Origin of the sequence: Janthinobacterium sp. 78, assembly GCF_003096775.1 — a bacterium.
Lineage (GTDB): Bacteria > Pseudomonadota > Gammaproteobacteria > Burkholderiales > Burkholderiaceae_D > Janthinobacterium > Janthinobacterium tructae.
On the sequence record NZ_QENT01000001.1, the window covers coordinates 5696048 to 5720402 of the forward strand.

The following is a 24355-nucleotide window of genomic DNA, read 5'->3' on the forward strand; positions in this document are numbered from 1 at the left end:
GCGGGCTACGCGGCCGGCTCCACCGTCACCCAGTAACGCGTGCGGCTGCGCACCTGCACCGGCAGCGAGTTGGGCAGCATGTTCAAAATGCGCTGGGTATCGGCCAGCGGGAATACACCCGACAGGCGCAGCTGGGCCACTGCCGGCGCGCAGTCGATCACGCCCGGGCGATAGCGGGCCAGGTCGGCCAGGAAGTCGCCCAGGGTCACGTCGTCGACGATCAGTTGCCCGCGCGACCAGGCATCCGCATACGCATCGATGGAGTGCGGCGCGTCCGGCGCATGGCGGGAAAACGCCACGCCGCGCCCGGCCGCCAGCAGCAAGGGCGCGCCAGCGCTGTCGCGCGGGCGGATTTCAACGGCGCTTTCCAACACCTCCACGGTGCTGACGCCATCCTGCTGGCGCACGACAAAGCGCGTGCCCAGCGCGCGCACCAGGCCTTCGCGCGTGGCCACCACCAACGGCGCGGCGCTGCCGGCACCGTGGCCGCTGCTGACGAGGATTTCGCCGGCCAGCAACTCGATCAGGCGGCGGCTGGCGTCGAAACGCACGTTCACGGCCGATCCCGTATTCAGGCTGAGCACACTGCCATCGTCCAGCACTACCTCGCGCCGCTCGCCCGTGGCCGTGCGGTAGTCGGCGCGCAGAGCGCGCACGCCATCCCAGGCGCCCGTCTGCGCGGCCAGCAAGCCGCCGCCAGCGGCCACGCCCAGCCATGCCAGCAACTGGCGCCGCTTGCCGTTAACGGCTTGCTGTTGCGTGCCGGCCAGCGCCTGCGCGGCCGCACCGCGGTGCAAGCCGTTGAAGCGCTGCGACACCGCGTCGATATGCTGCCAGGCCCGTTCATGTTCCGGGTCGGCCCCGCGCCAGCGTTGCCAGGCGGCGTGCTCCGCTTCGCTGGCCTCGTCCGACATCAGCACGGTCAGCCACTCGGCCGCCTGCTGCTGCACTTCCTCGGCTATGGCCGCCGGGGCCGCGGATTCTGCCACCGCGCTCATGCCGGCAGGGAGAAAAACACCTGGCGGTTGGCGCGCGTCAGGTATTGCTTGACCGAGCTGGCCGACACCCTCAGGCGCACGGCGATCTCGGCATAGCTGAGGCCTTCGAGTTGCGCCAGCAAAAACGCCGTGCGTACGGGACCCGGCAAGCCATCGAGGGCGGCATCGATTTCCTGCAAGGCTTCCAGCGCCAGCAGCCGTTCTTCCGGCGCGGGCGCCACCTCGGGCGGCAGGCAGGCCAGCGCCTGCAGATACGCGTCTTCCAGCACTTGCCGGCGGTAGCGGTGCGCCACCAGACGCCGCGCGATGGTGGCGAGAAAAGGCCGCGCTTCGCGGATCTGCGGCGCCGTGCCATTGGTCAGCACACTGACAAAGGTGTCTTGCGCCAGGTCCGCCGCTTCGCCCGCATTGCCCAGCTTATGCCGCAGCCAGCCCTGCAGCCAGCCGTGATGGCTGCTGTAGAGCGCGTGCAGGTCTTGTTGCTGGGCAAAATCGGCGGCCGACATGGCATCCCTTTCCGCTCAGGCGTGCGTCACCCGAGAATGTAAATAAGAATTATTCTCATTCTAACCGTGTTTTTGGCTTTCATGCAATCGTGGCGTTGGCAGAAATACCAACTAATTCAAAAGCCGGCCAACCGCCAGGCACTGCAGCGCAGGACCGCCCGCCACCCGCGATGGGGTAAAATGGCGCCCATCGTCCGGTTTAGAGCCTACCTCAGTAGATGAATACATCTCCTGCTGGCGCCCCTCAGAAGCGGGGACTGCGTTGCTCGTCGTCGCGTGGCTTGCCACGCTTCCTCCTCACGCCTTGTCCGCGCTCCTGATGAGCTGCTAGCAGAAGACGCTCCCTACTGAGGTAGGCTCTTAGCTCCGCCCACTCCCAAGCTTTTCATTGCAGGTTCATCATGCTAGATAATCTCACCCAACGGCTTGCCAAAGTCGTCAAGACCATGCGCGGCGAGGCGCGCCTGACCGAAGCGAACACCGCCGACATGCTGCGCGAAGTGCGCCTGGCGCTGCTCGAAGCCGACGTCGCCCTGCCCGCCGTGCGCGAATTCATCGTCAAAGTCAAAGAAAAAGCCATGGGCGAGGATGTCATTTCCTCGCTCACACCAGGCCAGGCCCTGGTCGGCGTGGTGCAGCGCGAGCTGGCCGCCCTGATGGGCGCCGACCTGGGACCGGAAGCGTCGCAGATCAGCTTTGCGCAGCAACCGCCCGCCATCATCCTGATGGCCGGTCTGCAGGGTGTGGGCAAGACCACCACCGTCGGCAAGCTGGCGAAGTACCTGAAAGAAGAAAAGAAGAAGAAAGTACTGACCGTTTCGGCCGACGTGTACCGCCCTGCCGCGATCGCCCAGCTGCAATCGGTCACCGCCCAGGTGGGCGCCGACTTCTTCCCGTCCGCCAGCACCGACAAGCCGGTCGATATCGCGCTGGCCGCGCTGGATTGGGCGAAAAAGCATTACCACGACGTGCTGATCATCGATACGGCAGGCCGCCTCGGTATCGACGAAGAGATGATGCGCGAAATCGCCGCCATCCACGGCGCCGTGAAACCGATCGAAACCCTGTTTGTCGTCGACGCCATGCTGGGCCAGGACGCCATCAATACGGCAAAAGCCTTCAACGATGCGCTGCCGCTGACCGGTATCGTGCTGACCAAGCTCGATGGCGATGCACGCGGCGGTGCTGCCCTGTCGGTGCGCCACATCACGGGCAAACCGATCAAGTTTGCCGGTGTCTCGGAAAAACTCGACGGCCTGGAAGCGTTCGACCCGACCCGCATGGCCAACCGCATCCTGGGCATGGGCGACATCCTCGCCCTGGTGGAAGAAGCGCGCAAGGGCGTCGACAGCAAGGCAGCGGCCGACCTGGCGCAAAAGATCAAGGTCGGCGGCAAGTTCGACATGAACGACTTCAAGGCGCAACTGGGCCAGATGAAGAAAATGGGCGGCATGGCCAACCTGATGGACAAGCTGCCGGCCCAGTTCCAGCAGGCAGCGGGCGGCAAGAACATGGATCAAGCCGATAAACAGGTGCGCCGCATGTGCGGCATCATCGATTCGATGACGCCGCAGGAGCGCGCCAAGCCTGAACTGATCAAGGCCACGCGCAAGCGCCGCATCGCCGCCGGCGCCGGCGTGCAGGTACAGGAAGTGAACCGCATGCTGACGCAATTCGAGCAAATGCAAACGATGATGAAGAAATTGTCGGGCGGCGGCATGATGAAGATGATGCGCAGTATGAAGGGCATGATGCCTGGCATGCGTTAAGGCATCAAAATCCCCGTTCACGGGGATTTTGATGGCGTTCATTACGCCGCACATCCAAGTAAAAACACCGTTTCAAATAATGCCGGATTGCATTTTCATGTGTCCGGCATCACTCTTCCCTCCCCCCGCAGTGCTCCTCCCCCGCATAGCCAGTAACCATGCCATTTACGGGCAAAAACACGCTTCCGCACTCCCAAGCGGTGCGCCCGGGCGACAGCATCGCCATTTCCCTGCCTTTTCCTCGTGAAAACGTGAAAAACACTTGCATACAAGGTAAATCCACACCAATATTAGCCGTGCGATTAATTGCGCAATTTCCCATGTGTTTGTTAAGGAGGCTCGAAGATGGCAACAGCCAAAAAAACCCCAGTAGCAGCGCCAGCCAAAGCAGCAGCAGCCAAGCCTGCAGCCGCCAAAAAAGCAGCACCCGCAGCCAAAGCAGCAGCTAAACCAGCAGCGGTGAAGAAAGCGGCAGCACCGGCAACACCACGCAAGCCAAACGCAGCATTCATGAAAGCAATGACGCCATCGAAAGATCTGGCCGCCGTTGTTGGCGCAGCACCACTGCCGCGCACGGAAGTGACCAAGAAGGTATGGGATTACATCAAGAAACTCGATCTGCAAGATCCGGCCAACCGCCGCATGATCAATGCGGACGACAAGCTGAAAGCTGTTTTCGGCGGCAAAGCCCAAGTCTCCATGTTTGAAATGACGAAACTGATCTCCGATCATTTGAAATAATCAGATACGCGCCGGCCCAACACCGAGCGAGTGCCCCGCAGCTGATTCAGCGAGCGGGGCATTTTTTTGGCTGTAAGCGCCAACAATGTTATCGGATTACGGTCTTGCAGACCTAATCCGACCTACGTCCGACCTACCCTGCTGGCTTGAACTCCCACTGCTTCCAAGCCGCCCTTACCGCATTCGGATACTCGGCCCGCCCCCGGCTACCGTTATACCGCCCCAGCGCCAGGTACAAATCCCCGCGTTCCATATCCAGGTACATGCGCAAGATCGCGCAGCCATAGCGCAAATTCGTTTGCATGTGGAATAGCTTGCTGCGGTCATGGTCGCCGATGACGCCCGTCCAGAACGGCATCACCTGCATGTAGCCACGCGCGCCAGCCAGCGAGACGGCATATTTGCGGTAGGCCGACTCCACCTGGATCAGGCCCAGCACCAGGGCCGGCTCCAGGCCCGCGCGACGCGCTTCATACCAGACGGTTTCCAAAAATTCCGTGCGCAGCTGCGCGTCCGGCAGCTTGCGTTGCAGGCGTTGCGACATCTGCGCCAGCCATTGCTGGTAGCGCTGCAGTTCGATGGGGGTGGCAAATTTGGGTTGCGGCGGGCGTTCGTCGCGGATCGCGTGCGACAGGGCCAGGCGGACGGAGTCGGCCAGCGCCTCCTCTTTCTGGTTGCCGGCCTGCGCCGGGAAAGCGCAGGCCAGGCCGGCGGCCAGCGCAAGCGCGCCAGCCACCTTGCTTACGGATGGACGCTTCACTGCGCCATTTTGCCCTGGATGAAGGCGACGATCTCGTCCGGCGCCACACCAGTGGCTTCCGCGTCGCGGCGGCCCTGGTATTCCAGCTTGCCTTCTTTCAGGCCCCGTTCGCCGATGACGATGCGGTGCGGCACGCCAATCAGTTCCCAGTCAGCAAACATGGCGCCAGGGCGCAAGCCACGGTCGTCGACGATGACATCCACGCCAGCGCCTTGCAGGGCCGCGTACAGCTTCTCAGTCTCTTCCTTGACCAGTTCGCTGCGGTCCATGCCCATCGGACACAGCACGACTTCAAACGGCGCGATCGAGGCGGGCCAGATGATGCCCTTGTCATCGAAGTTCTGTTCGATGGCGGCGCCCAGGATGCGCGTCACGCCGATACCGTAGCACCCCATCTGCAGCGGCGCAGGCTTGCCGTTTTCGTCGAGGAAGGTGGCTTTCATGCTTTCCGAGTACGCCGTACCCAACTGGAACACGTGGCCCACTTCGATGCCGCGCTCAATCGCCAACGCACCCTGGCCATCCGGCGAAGCATCGCCGGCGACGACATTGCGCAAGTCGGCCACGATGGCTGGCTCGGCCACGTCGCGGCCCCAGTTGGCGCCCGTGTAATGGAAACCGGCGTCATTCGCGCCGCAGACGAAGTCGCTCATGTGGGCGACCGTGCGGTCCGCCACCACGGTGACCGGTGCTTTGGTGCCGATCGGGCCAAGGTAGCCAGGAATGGTGCCGTAGACTTCCAGGATTTCCGCTTCCGTCGAGAAACGGTGACCGGCCAGGCCGGCAACCTTGCCCACCTTGATCTCGTTCAATTCATGGTCGCCGCGCAGCAGCAGCATGAAATGCTGTTGCGTGACTTTGTCATCCTTGCCCGTCGTATCGACCGTCAGGGCGATGGTTTTCACGGTTTGCGACAGCTCCAGGCCCAGCAAGGCGGCCACGGTTTCGCACTTGACGGTGTCCGGCGTGGCCGTTTTCGTCAGCGCCTGGGCTGCGGCCGGGCGCTCGCCCGCTGGCGGCAGCGCTTCGGCCGCTTCCATGTTGGCCGCGTAGTCGGACGTCGGGCAGTACACGAGCGCGTCTTCACCCGTGTGGGCGATGACGTGGAATTCATGCGAACCGGAACCGCCGATGGCGCCATTGTCGGCGGCCACGGCGCGGAATTTCAGGCCGAAACGCGTGAAGATGCGCGTGTAGGCGTCAAACATGACCTTGTACGACGCTTGCATGCCGGCCAGGTCGCGGTCGAACGAGTACGCGTCCTTCATGGTGAATTCGCGGCCGCGCATCAGGCCGAAGCGGGGACGGCGCTCGTCGCGGAACTTGGTCTGGATATGATAGAAGTTCAGCGGCAGTTGGCGGTAGGACTTGATTTCCGTGCGCACGACGTCGGTGATGACTTCTTCCGACGTCGGCTGGATCGCGTATTCGCGGCCGTGGCGGTCTTTCACGCGCATCAGTTCGTCGCCCATCTTGGTCCAGCGGCCCGTCTCCTGCCACAGTTCGGCCGGCTGCACGAGCGGCATCAGCAGTTCGATACCGGCGGCTTTGTTCATCTCGTCACGGATGATGGCTTCCACCTTGCGGATCACGCGCAAGCCCATCGGCATGTAGGTATAGATGCCGGAACCGAGGCGTTTGATCATGCCTGCACGCATCATCAATTGGTGGCTGACGATTTCCGCGTCAGAAGGTGCATCTTTAAGTGTGGAAATAAAAAAACGGGAGGCGCGCATAACGGTGAATTCTTTTTAAAAAGAGAGGGTTATAATCAACCTAATTTTAAAGGATTAGCTGGCTGATGCGTCCATACTTTACACAAATGCGCTCAATTGGTGCGATTCCGGCGCTTTTCGCACCCCGAAAAGGTCACCGGCTTGCGAAGTTGTGGGTAATTATGTAAAAAAGGACGCTCGGTCGCAGAAAGTTTGAGGTGCATTATGCTCGACCGTGAAGGGTTTCGGCCCAACGTCGGCATCATCCTGCTAAACGCCCAGAACGAGGTGTGGTGGGGCAAGCGGGTGCGCGAGCACTCATGGCAGTTTCCACAAGGCGGTATCAAATATGGCGAAACACCGGAACAAGCCATGTTTCGCGAACTTGAAGAGGAAATCGGACTCAGACAGGAACACGTCAAAATTGTCGGCCGCACCCGCGACTGGCTGCGCTATGAAGTGCCAGACCACTTCATCAAGCGCGAGATTCGCGGCCATTACCGTGGCCAGAAGCAGATTTGGTTTCTGCTGAGAATGTGCGCGCGCGATAACGACGTCAATCTGCGCCTGACCGACCATCCCGAGTTCGACGCCTGGCGCTGGCATGAATATTGGGTCCCGCTCGATGTCGTCATTGAATTTAAACGCGATGTGTACCAGCGCGCCTTGCAGGAGCTGTCCCGCTTCCTGACCTGGCCCGTGCATGGCAACGCACAGCAAGCGCAGCGCCACACCTCGCGCTACCTGCGCCAACCGCATGCGCCACGCCCGCAGGACGGCGCGGTACTGGGCAAGCCTTGCGACGCCATTGCCGCCGAAGGGTGTACACCGGAGCTGATCTTGCCGGGCAAGGGGTAGTCCGCCGCAATGCACGCACTTCCCACGCAAAAGGGGCAGCCTGACCAGGCTGCCCCTTTTTACATACAGGTAAGAAACTTTCTTTTAAAAATGCAGACAGTTTCGACACCTAACAAAACCGTAGCGAGCGGCAGTGATTTGTGGCTAAGAAGCGCAACCGTACTCTAGTACGGTGAGCATCGCAGGCCGCAAAGCGCGACGCGCAGTAGGTTTGGTTAGGTGTTAATTAGCGGCTGGAACGTCCAGGGTAATCGCCTTCAAGCCCAGGATATTGCTGCTGTAGTGGCGAATCTTGTTGGCCAGGGCCGGGTCATTGTTCAGCTTTTGACCGTACGACGGCACCATTTCCACCATCTTCGCTTGCCATTCCGGCGTGGCCAGACGGCTCTTGAATGCCGTTTGCAGCACCTTGATCATGATCGGCGGCGCGGTCGAGGCGCCAGGCGAGGCGCCCAGCAGGGCAACGATGCTGCCATCGGCGGCGCCGACGACTTCCGTGCCGAACTGCAGCAAGCCGCCTTTGACCGGGTCATCCTTGACGATCTGCACGCGCTGGCCAGCGTTTTGCAAGGTCCAGTCTTCCATCTTGGCGTTCGGCAAGTATTCGCGCAGGGTCTTCAAGCGGTCTTCCGGGGTGTTCATGACTTGCTCGACCAGGTATTTGGTCAGCGGAATATTGTCGTAGCCGGCTTGCAGCATCGGTTTCACATTGCCCGTGCCGATCGAAGCAGGCAAGTCGATCCACGAACCGTTTTTCAGGAACTTGGTCGAGAAGGTGGCAAACGGGCCAAACAGCAGCGCTTTCTTGCCATCGATGATGCGCGTATCGAGATGCGGCACGGACATCGGCGGCGAACCGACGGATGCCTTGCCGTAGACCTTGGCCGCATGCGCCGCCACCAGTTCCTGGTTGGTCGTGACCAGCCATTGGCCGCCCACCGGCACGCCGCCGTAGCCCTTGGCTTCAGGAATGCCCGATTTCTCCAGCAGCGGCAGCGAACCACCACCGGCGCCGATGAAGACAAACTTGGCGCGCACGATTTTTTCCTTGCCGGCGTTCAAGTCTTTCACCGTCACGTTCCACACGCCATCAGCGCCGCGCTGGATGTTTTCCACCTGGTGGCGCAGGTGCAGGACCATGCCGTGGCTATCCGTCAGGTAGCTCACGAGGCCGCGCGTGAGGTTGCCGAAATTGACGTCGGTACCGATGTCCATGCGCGTCGCCGCCACTTTCTGGCCCTGGTCGCGCCCTTGCATGACCAGCGGCGCCCATTGCGCGATCTGCGCCGGGTCTTCCGAGAACAGCATGCCCTTGAACAGGTTTTCCTTTTGCAGCGCGGCGTAGCGCTTCTTCAAAAAGGCAATATTATCGTCACCCCAGACAAAGGCCATGTGCGGCACATTGTTGATGAAGGTTTGCGGCGCGCCCAGGTGCTTGTTGGCTACCTGATAAGCCCAGAATTGCTTGGAAATTTCGAATTGCTCGTTGATCGCAACGGCTTTCTTGGTCTCGATGCTGCCATCGGCCGCTTCCGGCGTGTAGTTCAGTTCGGCAAACGCCGAGTGGCCCGTGCCTGCGTTGTTCATCGCATCCGAGCTTTCGGCGGCGACAGAATCGAGGCGCTCGACCATTTCCATCGTCAGCGACGGATCGAGTTCCTTGAGCATGCTGCCCAGGGTGGCGCTCATGGTGCCGGCGCCGATCAGCAGTACATCGACCGGTTTTTCGGACGAGGCCGGAGGGGTCTTGTCACATGCCGCCAGGATCAGGCACGACATCAAAAGTAATAGCGATTTACGCATTCGTAACTCCATTTTTGGATACTGAAGGATGATTCTTGCGCGCCACCGTGGCGGCACCATCGCTGTATGAAATGAAAACAGTTGGCCAACCAGAACGCCAGGGCGGCCGGACAGCGCAATGTCGATGGTGATAGGCATGCTGCCGCGCTCCGGGATGTCCCGAAAGCAGGATCTGGTGGCAAAGGTGCGGGCAATGGACAGCGCGGACTACCTTGTCGGCTGAAAAACCGGCAATGAAATCGCCGTCATGTCCAGAGCAAATATCAAGAGCGGCGATTTTATCACCGTTATTTGGCACCGCCAGTCTGCGGCGGTAGTGGATAATACTTACTGCAGGGTATTAAATCGCGGTGACTATCGGGTCATGCCAGCGGGTGCCAGACGGCAAAAAGGGCATCCTCGATGCCCTTTGCGTATCTACGCGGTACAATGCCGGCTGCCCTTTAGCCATAGTCCTTCAGCCATGTTCAACCCCTCTTCCGACGATGTGCGCCGCTTCTTTTGCGAAACATTACGCAAGCACCGCGCCCATGAGATCCTCACGCCGATGGAAGCCATCGCGCTCGACTGGATCCTTGAGCATCCCGAGTATGAAAACGAGCTCTCCGACGTCGAAGCGGCACTGGCGCGCGACTATTCCGTCGAAGGGGGACAAGCCAATCCTTTCCTGCACCTGTCCATGCATCTGTCGATCACGGAGCAGGTGCAGGTGGACCAGCCGCGCGGCATCCGCCCGGCCGTCCAGCAACTCACGCAGCGCCTCGATTCGGCCCATGCCGCCCAGCACGAAGTGATGGAATGCCTGGGCCAGATGATCTGGGCTTCGCAGCGCTCGGGCTTGCCACCGGATACGGACGCGTATATCGACTGCGTGCGGCGCCGGTAGGAACACCTGTCAAAACCTACTGCGCGTCGCGCTTTGCGGCCTGCGATGCTCACCGGCTCGGCGCCCCCGTACAGAGTACGGTTGCGCTTCTTAGCCACAAATCGCTGCCGCTCGCTACGGTTTTGCCAGGTGTTGTGCCAGTACTACCTCACATCGGTTTTACTGCCGCCTTCATGCGTTGAGGCAATACCTGTGCCGGCCCTTTTTCCATCAACCCCAGCACCACCTGCAGCGCCATGGAGATAGCGCCGACGATGAACACCACGTCGCCGAAGGTGCGTATCCAGCGCAGATTCTGCAACAGCGGCTGCTGCATGAATGCCTCGCTGCGCGCATACCACAGGCCTTCCGTCACGCTGGCGTGAAACTGGATGATGCCAATCGGCAGCAGGCTGGTAAAGAGCATCAGCACCAGGCCCCCGTTCAAGCCCCAGAACGCCGTCTTCATCAAGGCAGGGCTGAAACGGTAGTCGGGCCGCAAGTAGCGCAGCACCAGCAAGGTAAAGCCCAGCGCCAGGAAACCGTACACGCCGAACAGCGCGGCATGCGCATGCGTCGCGGTGGTGTTGAGTCCCTGGATGTAATACAGCGCCACGGGCGGGTTGATCATGAAGCCGAAGACACCGGCGCCCAGCATGTTCCAGAAGGCGACGGCGACAAAGCACATCATCGGCCAGCGCAACTGCTCCATCCACGGCGCGCGCGCTTTCAGGCGCCAGTTCTCCCAGGCTTCGTGGCCCAGCACGATCAGCGGCACCACTTCGAGCGCGCTGAAGCTCGCGCCGATGGCCATCACGGGCGTGGTGGTGCCGGAAAAGTACAGATGGTGGAAGGTGCCGGGTATGCCGCCCAGCATGAACAGCGAGGCCGACGCCAGGCTGGCCGTCGTGGCCATGCGCACCGACACCAGGCCCAGGGTCGAGAAGATGAAGGCCAGCGCCGTGGTGGCGAACACTTCAAAGAAGCCTTCCACCCACAGGTGCACCACCCACCAGCGCCAGTATTCCATCACCGACAGGTGCGTGCGTTCGCCGTAGAACAGGCCGGCGCCGTAGAACAGGCCGATGGCGCCCACGGATGCGGTCAGCAGCGCCAGCAGGTTCCTGTCGCCGCCCGGCTGGCGCAAGGCTGGCACGACGCCGCGCAGCATCAGCACGAGCCACAGCAAGATACCGACAAACTTGCCGATCTGCCACAAACGTCCCAGGTCCACGTATTCATAGCCCTGGTGGCCGAGCCAGAAATTCCACTCGGGCGGCATCACTTGCGCAATGGCCAGGTAATTGCCGATAAACGAGCCGACGACGACAGCGACCAGAGCCCAGAACAGCACGTCGACGCCCAGGCGCTGCCACTTCGGATCCTTGCCGCCATTGATCAGGGGTGCGAGGAACAGGCCGGCGGCCAGGAAGCCCGTGGCGATCCAGAACAGCGCGGCCTGGATATGCCAGGTGCGCGTGAGCGCATACGGGAACCAGCGCGACACGTCGATACCGTAGAACTGCTGTCCTTCCACCGTGTAGTGCGCCGTGAAGCCGCCGATGAAGACCTGGAAGATGAACAGCGCCACCACCAGGAACAGATATTTTCCCAGCCCCCGCTGCGAGGGCGTGAGAGCAAACGTGCTCAAAGGATCGCGCGCGCCGGGCGTCGGCAGCGCTTCGTCATGGTCGCGCAAAAAGGCCCAGCCCCAGACGAGGAAGCCCACGCCGGCCAGCAGCACCACCACGCTGGCGACCGACCAGACGAGGTTTTCGCCGCTGGGCTGGTTGCCGATCAGCGGTTCATGCGGCCAGTTGTTCGTATAGGTCACTTTCTGGCCCGGACGTTCGGTAGCGGCGGCCCACGCCGTCCAGAAGAAGAACTGCGTCATCTGCGCGCGCCGCTCGGCGCTGGGCAGGGTGTTTTCCTTCATGGCGAAATGCTCGCGGCTGGCGTGCAGCGCGGGCGCGTCGGAGAACAGCTGGTCGTAATAGTGCGCCGTGTTGGCGATGGCTTGCACGCGGCGCGCCGACAGGTGCAGTACTTGTTCTTCATCGACCCGGTTGGCGCGGTATTCCATCTTGAGCGCTTCGCGCAGCGCCGCCTGCGCGGGGCCGTCGAGCGCCGCGTACGCCTTGCCATGCTGCTCGTGCGCGGCCAGTTCCAGCCAGGCCGTCAGTTCACGGTGCAGCCAGTCGGCCGTCCAGTCGGGCGCCTGGTAGGCGCCGTGGCCCCAGATGGAGCCCAGCTGCATGCCGCCCACCGATTGCCAGGCCGTCTGGCCGTCGAGGATGCCCTCGCGGTCGAACAGTTGCCGGCCATCCTGCGCCAGCACTTGCGCGGGAATGGGCGGCGCCTGCCGGTAGACTTCCGTGCCGTAGTAGCCGAGCAGCGAAAACGTCACGATCAGCACACCGATCAGGGTGAACCAGAGTTTTTTATAGGGACCCATGGGTCTTTCCTTTGTCAGTGCACCACGGCCGGCGCAAAGCGCTCGAACAGGATATTGTTTTCAGTATGGATGTGCGCCATCAGGTCGGCACGGAAGGTGCGCAAGCCCGTGTACAGCGCGCGCCAGGTGGTGCAGGCGCCGGCCGGCGCGGTGATATCGTTCGTCATCGCCTCCATCGCGCGCAAGGCTACGCCATGGTCGTCGTGCTCCATGCGCATCACGTTGATGGGTGCGCCGGCCCGGGGGCCCTGGCCGCGCACGATCATCGGGAACAGCACGTCTTCTTCCTTGCGCATATGGCTTTCCAGCTCCTGCGCCATGGCCGACAGGTGTTCCGCCAGCCCGTGCGGACAGTCGGCGCGGTCGCCATGTACCTGCTCGACCTTGCGCGCCAGGCGTATCAGCTCGGGCAGCTGCTCGCGGTGCACGGCGTGGTAGCGCGCCAGGATGTGTTCCACCAGCTCGGTGGCCGGGGCGTCCTGCCAGTCACGCTCGCCGCTGGTATCTGCGCGCTCTGCCAGCAGCCGCAGTTCCTCGACGATGGGCGCCGTGTCCACGCCGGCCGCTGCGGCCGCCGCGCGCAGGGTCTTGTTGCCGCCGCAGCAGAAATCCAGGCGGTGCGCATCGAACAGGCGCGTGGCGCCAGGGATGCGGCGGGCCAGCTGGCCCAGGGATAACTCGATCATTTCCATAACAGTTCCTTGAGGATGAATAGGTAGATTTATTTCACTGCGCCAGCGTGATACACGCCGGGCACGGGGTCGCCCGTCACTTCCAGCACGCCCACGGCGCCCTTGCCGGCGCGCGACAAGGCATGGTCAACCAGCAGATAGCTGCCCGGGTGCTGCACCTTGAGTTCGACGATGGTCGCGCCGCCCGGTGCCACGAGCGTCGTTTGCACGTCGTGTTTCGGGCTGCTGATCGAGCCTTCGCTATACACCTTGTCGAAGATCTCGCCGATGATGTGGAAGGACGAAATCTTGTTCGGGCCACCGACGCCGAAATAGATGCGCACCGTCTCGCCGACTTTCGCCTGCAATTTGTGCGTCTTGCTCAGGGCGCCCACTTCGCCATTGAAGACGTAGTAGTCGGGCAGCTCATTGGCCATTTTTTCCAGGTTCGCTTCCTGGTGCACGGGCGCGCCGTGCGGACGGCCCGTATACATCTCGCCCTGCATCACGTAATACTCGCGGTCCACCTTTGACAAGCCGCCTTCCGGTTCGACCAGGATCATGCCGTACATGCCGGCCGCGATATGCTGCGGCACCAGCGGCGTGGCGCAGTGGTAGACGAACAGCCCCGGATTGAGCGCCTTGAAGGTGACGGTTTTTTCCTGCCCCGGCGCGACCTGCGTGTGCTGTCCGCCGCCATGGCCGCCCGTCACGGCGTGCAAATCGATCGAGTGGATCATCTTGCTGTCCTTGGCGTTGAACAGGGTCAGTTCGACCGTGTCGCCCACCTTCGCGCGCAGCATCGGGCCGGGCACTTGCCGGTTGAAGGTCCAGTACGTAAAAGTGGTGCCGTCATCGAGCTTGCCCGGCAATTCCACCGTCTCCATCCGGTATTTCAGGGTTTGCGGCGCGCGCACGCCGATGGCGGCCGGTACCTGCGCCGGATTGGCCGCCACGTTGACGGCGGACGGATCGGGGCCGCGCATCGGCGACGGCGCGGGCGTGTACAGGGCCAGCGCGGCGGCCTGGCTCGATTCGCCCGCTGCGCTGCCGGCGGCGGCGGCCTTCGGTGCCCCGGCTTCGGCCAGCGACGTGCCGGTCACTTCCAGCTTGCCTTCCATGCCGATCTGGCGGTGGCCGGGAATCGAGCAGTAATAGGTGAACGTGCCGGCGCGCGTGACCTTGAAGCGCACGGTGGTGCTGCCGCTAGTGGCGCTGAATTTGGCGGATGCGACGTTGAGTTCCGGGATCAGCAGATCGTGCTCGGCGCCTTCGCCGCTTTTCAGCACCAGTTCCACCGTATCGCCCACCTTGGCCGCCAGCACCGGGTTGACCTGGCCCTTGGCGTCGATGAAGACCATCTTGCCGTCGACGATATTGGTTTGCAGTTCATATCGCTTGAGCGTCGCAGGCGCGGCTTTGGCCGCAGTGGCGGCGGCGCTGGCCGGCAGGCTCGCCTGGGCTTGCACGGACAGGGGCATGGCCAGAACACAGACGGCGGCGGCAATGGCGCGGAGGGAGGGAGTCGTTTTCATCAAGCTTTCCTTGGTCTTGTATGCCGGTTCGGCACCCTTACCTAGGCAATCCGTGTGCCAGGAAAAACTTGTTTTAAATCAACGATTTGAAAAATGCAGGGTCGGCATGACCCTGTTTAGGCGTGGTTCGTTGTACCCTGCATGGTAGTTATGACCACCACCGCCATCCACCTGCTGTTACTTACCGACCTGGTCGCCGACCTGCCCGTGGCCGTGCGCCTGCAGCGCCTGGTGGGCAGCCTGCGCGCGCACTTCGGCTGCGAGGCCGTGGCCTTGCTGAAAATCGACGGCGAACACCTGCGCCCCGTGGCGATGGCCGGCCTGGCCAGCGATGCGCTGGGACGCCGCTTCGCCGTCGCCGACCACCCGCGCCTGGCCGCCATCCTGCAGCGGCGCGGCGTGCTGTGCTTCCATCACGACAGCTCCCTGCCCGATCCCTACGATGGCCTGATCGCCGAGCGGGCCGGCGAGCCGCTGCCCGTGCACGATTGCATGGGCATGGCGCTGGATCTGGAAGGCGAACGCTGGGGCGTGATCACGCTCGATGCGCTGCAGGTGGGTACCTTCGACGCGCGCGCGCAGCGCGACCTGGGCGAGCTGGCCTGCGCCATCGAGGCGGCCGTGCGCGTGACCCGCCTGGAAACGGAAATCCGCGCCCTGCGCCTGTCGGGCGGCGCCATGCTGGCCGATGCGCAGGCGCCGCGCGAGGAACACGACTTCGTCGGCCAGAGCAGCGCCATCATGCAGCTGCTGCACGAGCTGCAGGTGGTGGCCGAATCGGACCTGCCCGTGCTGTTGCTGGGAGAGACGGGCGTGGGCAAGGAACTGTGCGCGCACCGCCTGCACCGGCTGTCGCGCCGCGCGGGCAAGCCGCTGATTCACGTCAATTGCGCGGCCTTGCCCGAATCCCTGGCCGAAAGCGAATTGTTCGGCCATGTGCGCGGCGCGTTTTCCGGCGCCGTCAGCGACCGGCCTGGCCGCTTCGAAGCGGCAGAAGGGGGCACGCTGTTTCTCGATGAAGTGGGGGAATTGCCATTGTCGATACAAGCCAAGCTGCTGCGCACCCTGCAAAATGGCGAAATCCAGCGCCTGGGCGCGGACCGGCCACGCCGGGTCAACGTGCGCGTGATCGCCGCCACCAACCGCAGCCTGCGCGAGCATGTGCGCGACGGCACGTTCCGCGCCGACCTGTATCACCGTTTATCCGTGTATCCCGTGCCGATTCCGCCGCTGCGCGAGCGGGGCAATGACGTGCTGCTGCTGGCCGGCGGTTTCCTGGAACTGAACCGCGCGCGCCTGGGGCTGCGCAGCCTGCGCCTGTCCGCCGCGGCGGAAAACGCGCTCTGCCACTACCGCTGGCCGGGCAATGTGCGCGAACTGGAACATGTGATCAGCCGGGCCGCGCTGAAAGCCGTGATCCGCGGCGCGAACCGCAAGGACATCGTGACCCTGGAAACGGATATGCTCGACCTCGATGCGCTGGAAGCGCCGGCCGGCACGGATGCGTTGCCGCCAGTGCCAGGCGCGTGCGGCACGCCGGCGGCACCGCTGCTGTCGATGCATCAGATCGTCGAAGCGAGCCAGCGCCAGGCCATCCGGCAAGCGCTGGTCCTGCATCAGGATAACTGGGCCGCTGCGGCGCGTCAGTTAGGACTCGACGCCAGCAATCTGCATAAGCTGGCGCGCCGCGTCGGACTGAAGAACACCTAACCAAACCTACTGCGCGTCGGTTTTGTCAGGTGTCAGAACAACCAATCAATCCGGCGCTACAACTCAGCGGTGGGTCACCAGGGTGGTCGGCAGGCTGTGCAGGTAGGCGGCCAGGTCCTTGATGTCCTGGTTGCTCAGCGGTTTCACCTGGCCCGTCATGATGGCGTTGTTGCGGCCATTGGCCTTGTCACCGCGTTTATACGCCGTCAAGGCGTGTTCCAGGTAATCCTTGTGCTGGCCCGCCAGCTTCGGGTACGACGGGTCGATGGGCGAACCATAATCCTTGCCGTGGCAGGTGGCGCAGCTGTATTTTTCGGCCAGGGCCTTGCCCGTATTGATATTGCCGGCGGCGCTGGCGCCGAACGAGACGGTGGCGCAAACGAGGGCGGCGAGTAGTGTTTTCATCTGGCTGATCCTCAGTTCGGCTTGGCTTGTTGCGCATAATACGCGGCGACATCGGCGATATCCTGGTCCGACAGGCTGCTGGCGATGCCCTTCATGCTGGGGTGCTTGCGATCGCCCTTCTTGTAGGCTTGCAGCGCATTTTCGATATATTTTGCCGGCTGGCCGCCGATCATCGGCACCTGGAACACTTCGGGGAAGGTCGCCTTGTAACCGGGGATGCCGTGGCAACCGATACACATTTCCACCTTGGCAGTCGCTGCCTTGGCGTTTCCTACAATGTCAGCCGCTGTGACGGCATTTGCTATGCCGGCAAGCACGAGAAGTGCAAATATTTTTTTCATAGTGGCAATGTGAACAAAGGTAATCGGAGAAACGCCAGAGCTGGTTTTTTTTGATCTTATGTGTTGACAATTAAGGTTGACAATTAATCTGCTGCTTGCCGATTCTAGCCAAGATATTCTTGCAAGTCCACCTATAAAACCCGCATTGTAGGCGGGCGGGCACAGCCCGTCCGCGTGGCGGTGCGCCACAGTTCTGTTTATACTCTCCATTTCCCCACTTTGGCAGACCGCTCATGCAAGCACAGCACTCCCAGCAAGGCCAACGCTTCGAAGGTTCCGACAGCTATGTCGCCACCGCCGACCTGAAACTGGCCGTGAACGCGGCGCTGACCCTGCAGCGCCCGCTGCTGATCAAGGGCGAACCGGGCACGGGCAAGACCATGCTGGCCGAGGAAGTGGCGGCCGCGCTGAACATGCCACTGATGCAATGGCATATCAAATCGACCACCAAAGCCCAGCAGGGCTTGTACGAGTACGATGCCGTGTCGCGCCTGCGCGATTCGCAGCTGGGCGACGAGCGCGTGCGCGACATCCAGAACTACATCGTCAAGGGCGTGCTGTGGCAGGCGTTCACGGCGCCCGAACCGGTGGTGCTGCTGATCGACGAGATCGACAAGGCCGACATCGAGTTCCCGAACGACTTGCTGCGCGAACTCGATCGCATGGAATTCTATGTGTACGAAACGCGCGAAATGGTCACGGCGCGCCATCGTCCGCTGGTCATCATCACCTCGAACAACGAGAAGGAATTGCCGGATGCCTTCTTGCGCCGCTGCTTCTTCCATTACATCAAATTCCCGGACAAGGACACGATGGAGCAGATCGTCGCCGTCCACTACCCGCACCTGAAACAGGAATTGCTGGCGCAGGCGCTGCAAACCTTCTACGAAGTGCGCGACGTGCCGGGACTGAAGAAAAAGCCGTCGACCTCGGAATTTCTCGACTGGCTCAAGCTCCTGCTGGCCGAGGACATCCCGGCGGAAGCCTTGCGCAGCAAGGACAACAAGGCCGTCGTGCCGCCGCTGCACGGCGCGCTGCTGAAAAACGAGCAGGACGTGCACCTGTTCGAGCGCCTGATGTTCATGTCGCGCACCAACCGCTAAGGAGCGCCGGTGAACGACATCAGCCCGGACAAGGTCTTCGTGCCCCTGGAACTGCACGGCATCCGCCTCGAAGCGCTGGCGCCACACCACGCGCAAGGCCTGCGCGCGGCGGCCACGGATGGCGAGCTGTGGAATCTGCGCGTCACTTCCGTGCCCGAACCGGAGCAGGTGGACCAGTATATTTTCAAGGGCATCGAGATGCGCCCTTCGCGCTTCGCCTTTGCCGTCATCGACGCGGCCAGTGGCGAGGTGCTCGGCACCACCAGCTACCACGACGTGCTGCCAGCCATTGGCCGCCTGGAAATCGGCTACACCTGGTACGCCAAGCGCTACCAGCGCAGCCACGTCAACACCACCTGCAAATTGCTGCTGCTGGCGCACGCCTTCGACACGCTCGGCTACGCGCTAGTGGGCCTGCGCACCGATAATTTCAACCACGCCTCGCAGGCGGCCATCGAGCGCCTGGGCGCGAAAAAGGATGGCGTGCTGCGCCACCATGCGCTGCGCCGCGACGGCACCGTGCGCGATACCGTCATGTACAGCATCACGCGCGGCGAGTGGCCGGAAATTGCCGCCCATCTGCGCTACAAGCTGGCGCAGCGCCCCATCACCGCACTGCCCCGCGCAGGAGGTAAAGGGACCGAAGCAGGGACAGAGGAAGCGCCATGCTGATCGATTTCTTCTTCACGCTCAAGGATGCGAAGATTCCCGTCTCGATCAAGGAATTTCTGACCCTGCTTGAGGCGCTGCAAAAGAACATCATCGGCGCCTCGATGGACGATTTCTACTATCTGGCGCGCCTGACCCTGGTCAAGGATGAAGCGCATTTCGACAAGTTCGACCGCGCGTTTGCGCAGTACTTCAAGGGCGTCAACGCGGCCTTCGAGACGAATGCGGCGATACCGCTCGACTGGCTGCTGAAACGCATGCAGCGCGAACTGTCCGACGAGCAGAAGGCGCAGCTGGAAAAATTCGGCTACGACAAGCTGATGGACCGCCTCAATGAACTGCTGAAGGAGCAGAAGGAGCGCCACGAGGGCGGCAGCAAGTGGATCGGCACGGGCGGCACCTCGCCATTCGGCAATGGCGGCACGAATCCGGAAGGCATCCGCATCGGCGGCAAGGGCGGCAACCGCACGGCAGTAAAAGTGTGGGAAGCACGCAGCTACAAGGATTACGACACCGAGCGCGAACTGGGCACGCGCAACATCAAGGTGGCCCTGCGCCGCCTGCGCAAGTTCGCGCGCGAAGGCGCGGAAGACGAACTGGCGCTCGACGCCACCATCGCCGCCACGGCGAATAACGCCGGTTATCTCGACATCCGGATGCGGCCCGAACGCAAGAACCGCATCAAGGTGCTGATGCTGTTCGACGTGGGCGGCAGCATGGACGACCATATCGAGCGCACCGAGGAGTTGTTTTCGGCGGCGAAGACGGAATTCAAGAACATGGAGTTCTTTTACTTCCATAACTGCGTCTACGACACCTTGTGGAAGAACAACCGGCGCCGCAACGCCGAGCGTTTCCCCACCTGGGACGTGCTGCGCAAATACCCGCCCGACACCAAGCTGATTTTTGTCGGCGACGCCACCATGAGTCCCTATGAAATCCTGCAGCCGGGCGGCAGCGTCGAATACAACAACGAGGAAGCGGGATCGACGTGGCTGGCACGCTTTACCCAGGCGTTCCCGAAATTCATCTGGCTCAATCCCGAGGCGGAGGGATTGTGGCAGTACCGCCAGTCGATCGGCGTGATGCGGCAATTGATGAACAACCGCATGTTCCCCCTGTCGATCGACGGGCTGGAACGGGGCATGCGTCTGCTCAGTAAATAAAGTCGCACAACAAAAAGTCCATGGCGGCATGCCGCCGCCATGTCGTACACTGCGGTACAAAACTACCGTGCGGAGCATCTCCGCTGCGGGCGGGTACCATACGCTGACACCAGCCCTGCCCCATCCTGCTGCATCCTGTGCGCGGCCGCCATGGCCGCGACACTGTTCGATTGCGCACATCGTGCGCGCCGTCTGCTCCGGTAGAATCGGCGTATCGCTCTGCGCAAACCATGCACCATCGCTGCACCACGACCTAGCCGCGCCAGCCCCCGTGCTGCCGGCCGGTGCCAGCGCCATTTTCAAAGGAATGAGCATGCAAAGTCTGATCTCGATCGCCGCCGACCTGTCCTGGCCATTCGCCATTACCCTGGCCTGGGTGGTGGGCGAATTCGGTCACCGCTGGACGGGCCTGCCGCGCATCAGTTTTTACGGCGTGATCGGTTTCGTCCTCGCGCAGACGCAGGTAGGCGTGCTGCCGCAGACGGACGCCGGCCCCATGCTGGTGCTGGCCGACGTGGCCTTCGGCCTGATCCTGTTCGAGGTGGGCTACCGCATCAACCTGCGCTGGCTGAAGAACAACCCATGGATCGCCGTCACGGGCCTGGTGGAATCCCTGCTGACCTTTGCCGTCGTCTACTTCATCGGTATCGAATTCGGCAGCACCTCGATGACGGCGCTGCTGCTGGCGTCCCTGGCCATGTCCACTTCTCCGGCCACCATCATGCGCGTCATCAACGAGGAACGCAGCTCGGGCCAGGTGACGGAACGCATCGTCCACCTCACCGCCCTCAATTGCGTGCTGGCCGTCTTCACGTTCAACATCATCGTCGGCTTCTGGATGTTCCAGAGCTCCACCGACCTGATCGAGGCGAGCAGCAGCAGCGCCGCCGTGCTGGCCGCCTCGGTGGCCGCCGGCACCGTCTTCGGCATCGTCGTGCCGGCCATGCTGCGCCGCCTGGGCAATATGGCGCAGGACGCCACCGTGGCGTTCGCGCTGTCGGTGATGCTGCTCGTCGCACTGACCTACACCACCAGCCTGTCGCCGCTGCTGGCCACGCTCACCTTCGGCCTGGTGGCACGCCACCGCCGCGTGGCCTTCAGCCAGGCGCAGCGCAATTTCGGCGCGCTGGGCGAGCTGCTGACGGTGCTGCTGTTCGTGTATGCCGCCTCGACCCTGGAATGGGCCAGCGTGACGGCCGGTGCGGGCCTGGCCCTGGCCGTCGTCGGCGGACGCCTGCTGACGAAAGTCGCCGGCGTGGCCGCGTTCTCGCACGTCAGCGGCATTTCCTGGCGCAAGGGCGTGCTGACGGGCGTGGCACTGACGCCCGTCTCCGTCTTCATCATCCTGCTGCTGGAACACGCGCGCCAGCACGGCGTGAACTTCGGCGACGAATTGAACGCCCTGGCCGCCATCACCCTGGGCCTGGAACTGGTCGGCCCCGTGCTGGTGCAGCGCGTGCTGATGCTGGCCAAAGAAACCCACGAAATCAAGGAGCGCTAAATGCCGCTGGAACCCTTTGGCCAATCGGCCGCGCTGACCTTTGGCGTCGAACTCGAACTGCAACTGGTGAACCTGTCGGACTACGACTTGACGGCCGCCAGCCCCGACCTGCTGCATCTGCTGAATAAAAAACCGTTCCCCGGCAACGTCACGCCGGAAATCACCGAGAGCATGATCGAGATTAACTCCAGCGTGCACACGCATCACGGCCCCCTGCTGGCGCAGTTGCAGGAAATCCGCGACACCTTGATCACGGCCGGCGACAAGCTCAATATCGGCATCGCCGGCGGCGGCACGCATCCGTTCCAGCAATGGTCGTCGCAAAAGATCTTTTCCAAGCCCCGCTTCCAGGAGATTTCGGAACTGTACGGCTACCTGGCCAAGCAATTCACCATCTTCGGCCAGCACGTGCACATCGGCTGCGCCTCGGGCGACGACGCCATGTTCCTGCTGCATTCGCTGAACCGCTACATCCCCCACTTCATCGCCCTGTCGGCGTCCTCGCCCTACGTGCAGGGACGCGATACCCTGTTCGATTCGGCCCGCCTGAACTCCGTGTTCGCGTTTCCCATGAGCGGGCGCGCGCCGTTCACCTTGAGCTGGGAGCAGTTCTCCAACGAGTATTTTGCCAAGATGGAGAACACGGGCATCATCAAGAGCATGAAGGATTTTTACTGGGACATCCGTCCCAAGCCGGAATTCGGCACCATTGAACTGCGCGTGTGCGACACGCCGCTGACGGTGGAGCGGGCCGCCGCGCTGGCCGCCTACCTGCAGGCGCTGTGCCGCTACCTGCTCGAACGCAAGGAGGTGCCGCCGGTGGAAGACGATTACCTCGTATATAACTACAACCGCTTCCAGGCTTGCCGCTTCGGCCTCGATGGCGCCATCACGCATCCGAAAACCTACGAAACGATGTCGCTGCGCGAAGACATCATGACCACCTTGCGCAAAATGGAACCGCACGCCGAGGCGCTGGGCAGCACGCCGGCCCTGAAACACCTGTCGGACGTGGCCAAGCAATGGAGCGACGCGCAATACCTGCGCAAGCAGCGCAATGTGCAGGGCAGTGCCGAGGGCATGGTCGATTCCGCGATCAGATGCTTCCGGGGCGAACCGATGAATTACTGAGGATGCCTGGCCAAACCTGCTGCGCGTCGGTATAGGCGGCCTGCGATGCTCACCGTACCTTCGTACGGTTGCGCTTCTTAGCCACCTCTCCCTTCCGCTCGCGACGGTTTTGCCAGTCATCGTGATTTTTACCCCAACAACGCAACCCAAAAAACCACACCCCGCCTGCCCGTCATTTACAGCCACCTCCCCCGCTTGTTACAATAAGTGAGAATGATTCTTATTACTGTTTAAAAACACCAGCCCACCCGGGCGGGTCATGCAAGGGGAACGCGATGCCGCTGGCAGAGCCGCTACAACGCCAGGACATCGCGACACTGTATGCCGACCACCACGGCTGGCTGCAGGGCTGGCTGCGTAAAAAACTCGGCAGCACGGCCTGCGCGGCCGATGTGGCGCAGGACACCTTTATGCGCCTGCTCGACCGAGAAGACGCCGTCGCCGCGCGCGAACCGCGTGCCTTTCTGGCTACCGTGGCGCAGCGCGTGCTGTTCAACCATTACCGCCGCCAGAAGCTGGAACAGGCTTACCTCGACGTGCTGGCGCAGCTGCCGCCCCCGCATGCGCCATCACCGGAAGAACGCGCGCTGCTGCTGGCCACCGTGTTTGAACTCGACCGCATGCTCGACGGCTTGCCGCCCCCCGTGAAGCGGGCCTTCCTGCTGCGCCAGCTCGACGAGCTGCCGCAGGAAGACATCGCGCGCCAGCTCGGCATCTCGCTGGCGACAGTAAAACGCCATCTGCAGCGCGCCGGCAGCGCCACGCAGGCGTGGCAGCAGCTGCAAACGCAGCACGAGCATCTGCCACCCGCAGCGCACGCGAGCCTGCTGCGCGCCTGCGTGCAAGCCAACGCGCCGCGCCGCCATGCCATCAAGACCCTGGCCCTGCTGCTGGCCTGCGGCGCCTCGCTGTATGCGTTCGAACGCCGCAGCCCATGGCGCGGCTGGATGGCCGACTACCGCACGGCCGTCAACCAGCGCCGCGTCGTGACCCTCGCTGATGGCACGCAGCTCACGCTCAACACCAGCAGCGCCGTGAATGTCGACTACAGCGGCGCACAACGCCGCATTCAACTGCTGGCAGGCGAGATCTTCATCGCCACCGGCAAGGAAGCGGCACAACGTCCGTTCTTCGTTGACACGCCGCACGGCAGCCTGCAGGCGCTGGGCACGCGTTTCACCGTGCGCCTGCACGAGCAATACGCCAGCGCCGGCGTGCTCGAAGGCGCCGTCGCCGTGCTGGCCGATGATGGCGCTCAGCGCCTGGTGCTGCATCCAGGCGAAGGCGCGCATTTCGACGGTACGGGTGCTCACCGCCAGGCGCTGGCGCCGTATGGCGGCGCGTGGCTCGATGGCATGCTGGTGGCGCGCGACATGCGCCTGGCCGATTTCCTCGCCGAGCTGACGCGCTACAGCGATCATCCGCTGGGCTGTCCCCCCGCCGTCGCCAGCCTGCGCGTGTCCGGTTCCTACCCGCTGGCCGATGTGGGCGCCATCCTCGACGCCGTCAGTGCCAGCCTGCAACTGCGGCGCAATACCGTCACGCGCTTCTGGGGCCGGCAAATCGTCAGGATCGAACTGGCGGCGCATTGAATTAAATTTTCTGCAAAGTGAGCTGTTTCGCCGTGCTCGCGTGACTTGGTAGACAGGTAGT

At 62.7% G+C, this 24355-nt stretch carries 21 protein-coding genes and 1 pseudogene; 12 read left to right on the forward strand and 10 right to left on the reverse strand.

Annotated elements, in window-relative coordinates; all coding sequences use genetic code 11:
• Positions 1-5: 5 nt before the first annotated feature.
• Together C8C92_RS25050 and C8C92_RS25055 are read right to left on the reverse strand one after the other, a co-directional pair.
• Entirely contained in the window at positions 6-989 is a 984-nt protein-coding gene (locus tag C8C92_RS25050) for a FecR domain-containing protein (protein ID WP_243420352.1), read from the reverse strand.
• A 5-nt stretch (positions 990-994) separates the two neighbouring features.
• Positions 995-1504, reverse strand: a complete 510-nt coding sequence (locus C8C92_RS25055) for a sigma-70 family RNA polymerase sigma factor (RefSeq protein ID WP_116745562.1) — start codon at positions 1502-1504, stop codon at positions 995-997.
• Positions 1505-1905: 401 nt separating this feature from the next.
• Between C8C92_RS25055 and ffh the strand changes: the two genes are divergently transcribed.
• Entirely contained in the window at positions 1906-3273 is a 1368-nt protein-coding gene (ffh, locus tag C8C92_RS25060; RefSeq protein WP_116745563.1) for a signal recognition particle protein, read from the forward strand.
• 345 nt (positions 3274-3618) lie between these two features.
• On the forward strand, positions 3619-4014 hold the full coding sequence (locus C8C92_RS25065; RefSeq protein WP_099762133.1) for an SWIB/MDM2 domain-containing protein: 396 nt from the start codon (positions 3619-3621) through the stop codon (positions 4012-4014).
• A 133-nt stretch (positions 4015-4147) separates the two neighbouring features.
• Here C8C92_RS25065 and C8C92_RS25070 read toward each other — a convergent pair whose 3' ends face one another.
• The gene (locus C8C92_RS25070; protein WP_099762132.1) at positions 4148-4774 is read right to left on the reverse strand and encodes a lytic transglycosylase domain-containing protein; all 627 of its coding nucleotides are present in this window, start codon (positions 4772-4774) and stop codon (positions 4148-4150) included.
• Positions 4771-6510: a proline--tRNA ligase gene (locus C8C92_RS25075; RefSeq protein WP_099762131.1), complete on the reverse strand. Its 1740-nt coding sequence runs from the start codon at positions 6508-6510 to the stop codon at positions 4771-4773. The genes C8C92_RS25070 and C8C92_RS25075 overlap by 4 nt, the downstream gene beginning before the upstream one ends.
• A gap of 204 nt (positions 6511-6714) precedes the next feature.
• Here C8C92_RS25075 and C8C92_RS25080 point away from each other — a divergent pair, with 204 nt between their 5' ends.
• The gene (locus tag C8C92_RS25080; RefSeq protein ID WP_116745564.1) at positions 6715-7347 is read left to right on the forward strand and encodes an RNA pyrophosphohydrolase; all 633 of its coding nucleotides are present in this window, start codon (positions 6715-6717) and stop codon (positions 7345-7347) included.
• Positions 7348-7569: 222 nt separating this feature from the next.
• Here C8C92_RS25080 and mqo read toward each other — a convergent pair whose 3' ends face one another.
• The gene (gene mqo, locus C8C92_RS25085; protein ID WP_116745565.1) at positions 7570-9126 is read right to left on the reverse strand and encodes a malate dehydrogenase (quinone); all 1557 of its coding nucleotides are present in this window, start codon (positions 9124-9126) and stop codon (positions 7570-7572) included.
• A 487-nt stretch (positions 9127-9613) separates the two neighbouring features.
• Here mqo and C8C92_RS25090 point away from each other — a divergent pair, with 487 nt between their 5' ends.
• Positions 9614-10036 (forward strand): DUF1841 family protein, encoded by a 423-nt coding sequence (locus C8C92_RS25090; protein ID WP_034780276.1) that lies wholly within the window; start codon positions 9614-9616, stop codon positions 10034-10036.
• A gap of 148 nt (positions 10037-10184) precedes the next feature.
• On the opposite strand, the gene C8C92_RS25095 is transcribed toward C8C92_RS25090, so the two are convergent.
• Genes C8C92_RS25095 through nirK form a run of 3 tightly spaced genes read right to left on the reverse strand, consistent with a single transcriptional unit; the run spans position 10185 to position 14676 of the window.
• Positions 10185-12470 carry a nitric-oxide reductase large subunit gene (locus C8C92_RS25095; RefSeq protein WP_116745566.1) on the reverse strand — a complete coding sequence of 762 codons (2286 nt, stop codon included), beginning with the start codon at positions 12468-12470 and terminating at the stop codon, positions 10185-10187.
• 14 nt (positions 12471-12484) lie between these two features.
• Positions 12485-13162 (reverse strand): iron-sulfur cluster repair protein YtfE, encoded by a 678-nt coding sequence (ytfE, locus tag C8C92_RS25100; RefSeq protein WP_099762127.1) that lies wholly within the window; start codon positions 13160-13162, stop codon positions 12485-12487.
• A 29-nt stretch (positions 13163-13191) separates the two neighbouring features.
• Entirely contained in the window at positions 13192-14676 is a 1485-nt protein-coding gene (nirK, locus tag C8C92_RS25105) for a copper-containing nitrite reductase (protein WP_116745567.1), read from the reverse strand.
• Between the two features lie 150 nt (positions 14677-14826).
• Here nirK and norR point away from each other — a divergent pair, with 150 nt between their 5' ends.
• Positions 14827-16386, forward strand: coding sequence for a nitric oxide reductase transcriptional regulator NorR (gene norR, locus C8C92_RS25110; protein WP_116745568.1), 1560 nt, complete (start codon positions 14827-14829; stop codon positions 16384-16386).
• A gap of 63 nt (positions 16387-16449) precedes the next feature.
• Here the strand turns inward: norR and C8C92_RS25115 are convergent, their stop codons facing one another.
• Entirely contained in the window at positions 16450-16791 is a 342-nt protein-coding gene (locus tag C8C92_RS25115) for a cytochrome c (RefSeq protein WP_116745569.1), read from the reverse strand.
• An 11-nt stretch (positions 16792-16802) separates the two neighbouring features.
• A complete protein-coding gene (locus C8C92_RS25120; RefSeq protein WP_092796428.1) occupies positions 16803-17132 on the reverse strand; it encodes a cytochrome c in 330 nt (109 codons plus the stop codon).
• Between the two features lie 233 nt (positions 17133-17365).
• Between C8C92_RS25120 and C8C92_RS25125 the strand changes: the two genes are divergently transcribed.
• The 7 genes and pseudogenes from C8C92_RS25125 (at position 17366) to C8C92_RS27890 (ending at position 24294) form a co-directional block, all read left to right on the forward strand.
• Positions 17366-18235, forward strand: a complete 870-nt coding sequence (locus C8C92_RS25125; RefSeq protein WP_071075484.1) for a MoxR family ATPase — start codon at positions 17366-17368, stop codon at positions 18233-18235.
• A 9-nt stretch (positions 18236-18244) separates the two neighbouring features.
• Entirely contained in the window at positions 18245-18907 is a 663-nt protein-coding gene (locus tag C8C92_RS25130; RefSeq protein ID WP_116745570.1) for a GNAT family protein, read from the forward strand.
• A complete protein-coding gene (locus tag C8C92_RS25135; RefSeq protein WP_116745571.1) occupies positions 18901-20070 on the forward strand; it encodes a VWA domain-containing protein in 1170 nt (389 codons plus the stop codon). The genes C8C92_RS25130 and C8C92_RS25135 overlap by 7 nt, the downstream gene beginning before the upstream one ends.
• Positions 20071-20383: 313 nt before the next feature.
• Positions 20384-21571: a cation:proton antiporter gene (locus C8C92_RS25140; RefSeq protein WP_165829546.1), complete on the forward strand. Its 1188-nt coding sequence runs from the start codon at positions 20384-20386 to the stop codon at positions 21569-21571.
• Positions 21572-22702 carry a YbdK family carboxylate-amine ligase gene (locus C8C92_RS25145; protein ID WP_116745572.1) on the forward strand — a complete coding sequence of 377 codons (1131 nt, stop codon included), beginning with the start codon at positions 21572-21574 and terminating at the stop codon, positions 22700-22702.
• 275 nt (positions 22703-22977) lie between these two features.
• Positions 22978-23460 (forward strand): annotated as a pseudogene (locus tag C8C92_RS27885) (sigma-70 family RNA polymerase sigma factor); the annotation flags it as partial.
• A gap of 189 nt (positions 23461-23649) precedes the next feature.
• On the forward strand, positions 23650-24294 hold the full coding sequence (locus C8C92_RS27890; RefSeq protein WP_243420440.1) for a FecR domain-containing protein: 645 nt from the start codon (positions 23650-23652) through the stop codon (positions 24292-24294).
• Positions 24295-24355: the final 61 nt, after the last annotated feature.

Excerpts from the sequence above, each read along its gene's own strand:
- C8C92_RS25055 (WP_116745562.1), bottom strand. The coding sequence starts at position 1,504 with ATGTCGGCCGCCGATTTTGCCCAGCAACAAGACCTGCACGCGCTCTAC.
- ffh (WP_116745563.1), top strand. The coding sequence starts at position 1,906 with ATGCTAGATAATCTCACCCAACGGCTTGCCAAAGTCGTCAAGACCATG.
- C8C92_RS25065 (WP_099762133.1), top strand. The coding sequence starts at position 3,619 with ATGGCAACAGCCAAAAAAACCCCAGTAGCAGCGCCAGCCAAAGCAGCA.
- C8C92_RS25075 (WP_099762131.1), bottom strand. The coding sequence starts at position 6,510 with ATGCGCGCCTCCCGTTTTTTTATTTCCACACTTAAAGATGCACCTTCT.
- C8C92_RS25080 (WP_116745564.1), top strand. The coding sequence starts at position 6,715 with ATGCTCGACCGTGAAGGGTTTCGGCCCAACGTCGGCATCATCCTGCTA.
- mqo (WP_116745565.1), bottom strand. The coding sequence starts at position 9,126 with ATGTCGTGCCTGATCCTGGCGGCATGTGACAAGACCCCTCCGGCCTCG.
- C8C92_RS25090 (WP_034780276.1), top strand. The coding sequence starts at position 9,614 with ATGTTCAACCCCTCTTCCGACGATGTGCGCCGCTTCTTTTGCGAAACA.
- C8C92_RS25095 (WP_116745566.1), bottom strand. The coding sequence starts at position 12,470 with ATGGGTCCCTATAAAAAACTCTGGTTCACCCTGATCGGTGTGCTGATC.
- ytfE (WP_099762127.1), bottom strand. The coding sequence starts at position 13,162 with ATGGAAATGATCGAGTTATCCCTGGGCCAGCTGGCCCGCCGCATCCCT.
- nirK (WP_116745567.1), bottom strand. The coding sequence starts at position 14,676 with ATGAAAACGACTCCCTCCCTCCGCGCCATTGCCGCCGCCGTCTGTGTT.
- norR (WP_116745568.1), top strand. The coding sequence starts at position 14,827 with ATGACCACCACCGCCATCCACCTGCTGTTACTTACCGACCTGGTCGCC.
- C8C92_RS25115 (WP_116745569.1), bottom strand. The coding sequence starts at position 16,791 with ATGAAAACACTACTCGCCGCCCTCGTTTGCGCCACCGTCTCGTTCGGC.
- C8C92_RS25120 (WP_092796428.1), bottom strand. The coding sequence starts at position 17,132 with ATGAAAAAAATATTTGCACTTCTCGTGCTTGCCGGCATAGCAAATGCC.
- C8C92_RS25125 (WP_071075484.1), top strand. The coding sequence starts at position 17,366 with ATGCAAGCACAGCACTCCCAGCAAGGCCAACGCTTCGAAGGTTCCGAC.
- C8C92_RS25135 (WP_116745571.1), top strand. The coding sequence starts at position 18,901 with ATGCTGATCGATTTCTTCTTCACGCTCAAGGATGCGAAGATTCCCGTC.
- C8C92_RS25140 (WP_165829546.1), top strand. The coding sequence starts at position 20,384 with ATGCAAAGTCTGATCTCGATCGCCGCCGACCTGTCCTGGCCATTCGCC.
- C8C92_RS25145 (WP_116745572.1), top strand. The coding sequence starts at position 21,572 with ATGCCGCTGGAACCCTTTGGCCAATCGGCCGCGCTGACCTTTGGCGTC.
- C8C92_RS27890 (WP_243420440.1), top strand. The coding sequence starts at position 23,650 with ATGGCCGACTACCGCACGGCCGTCAACCAGCGCCGCGTCGTGACCCTC.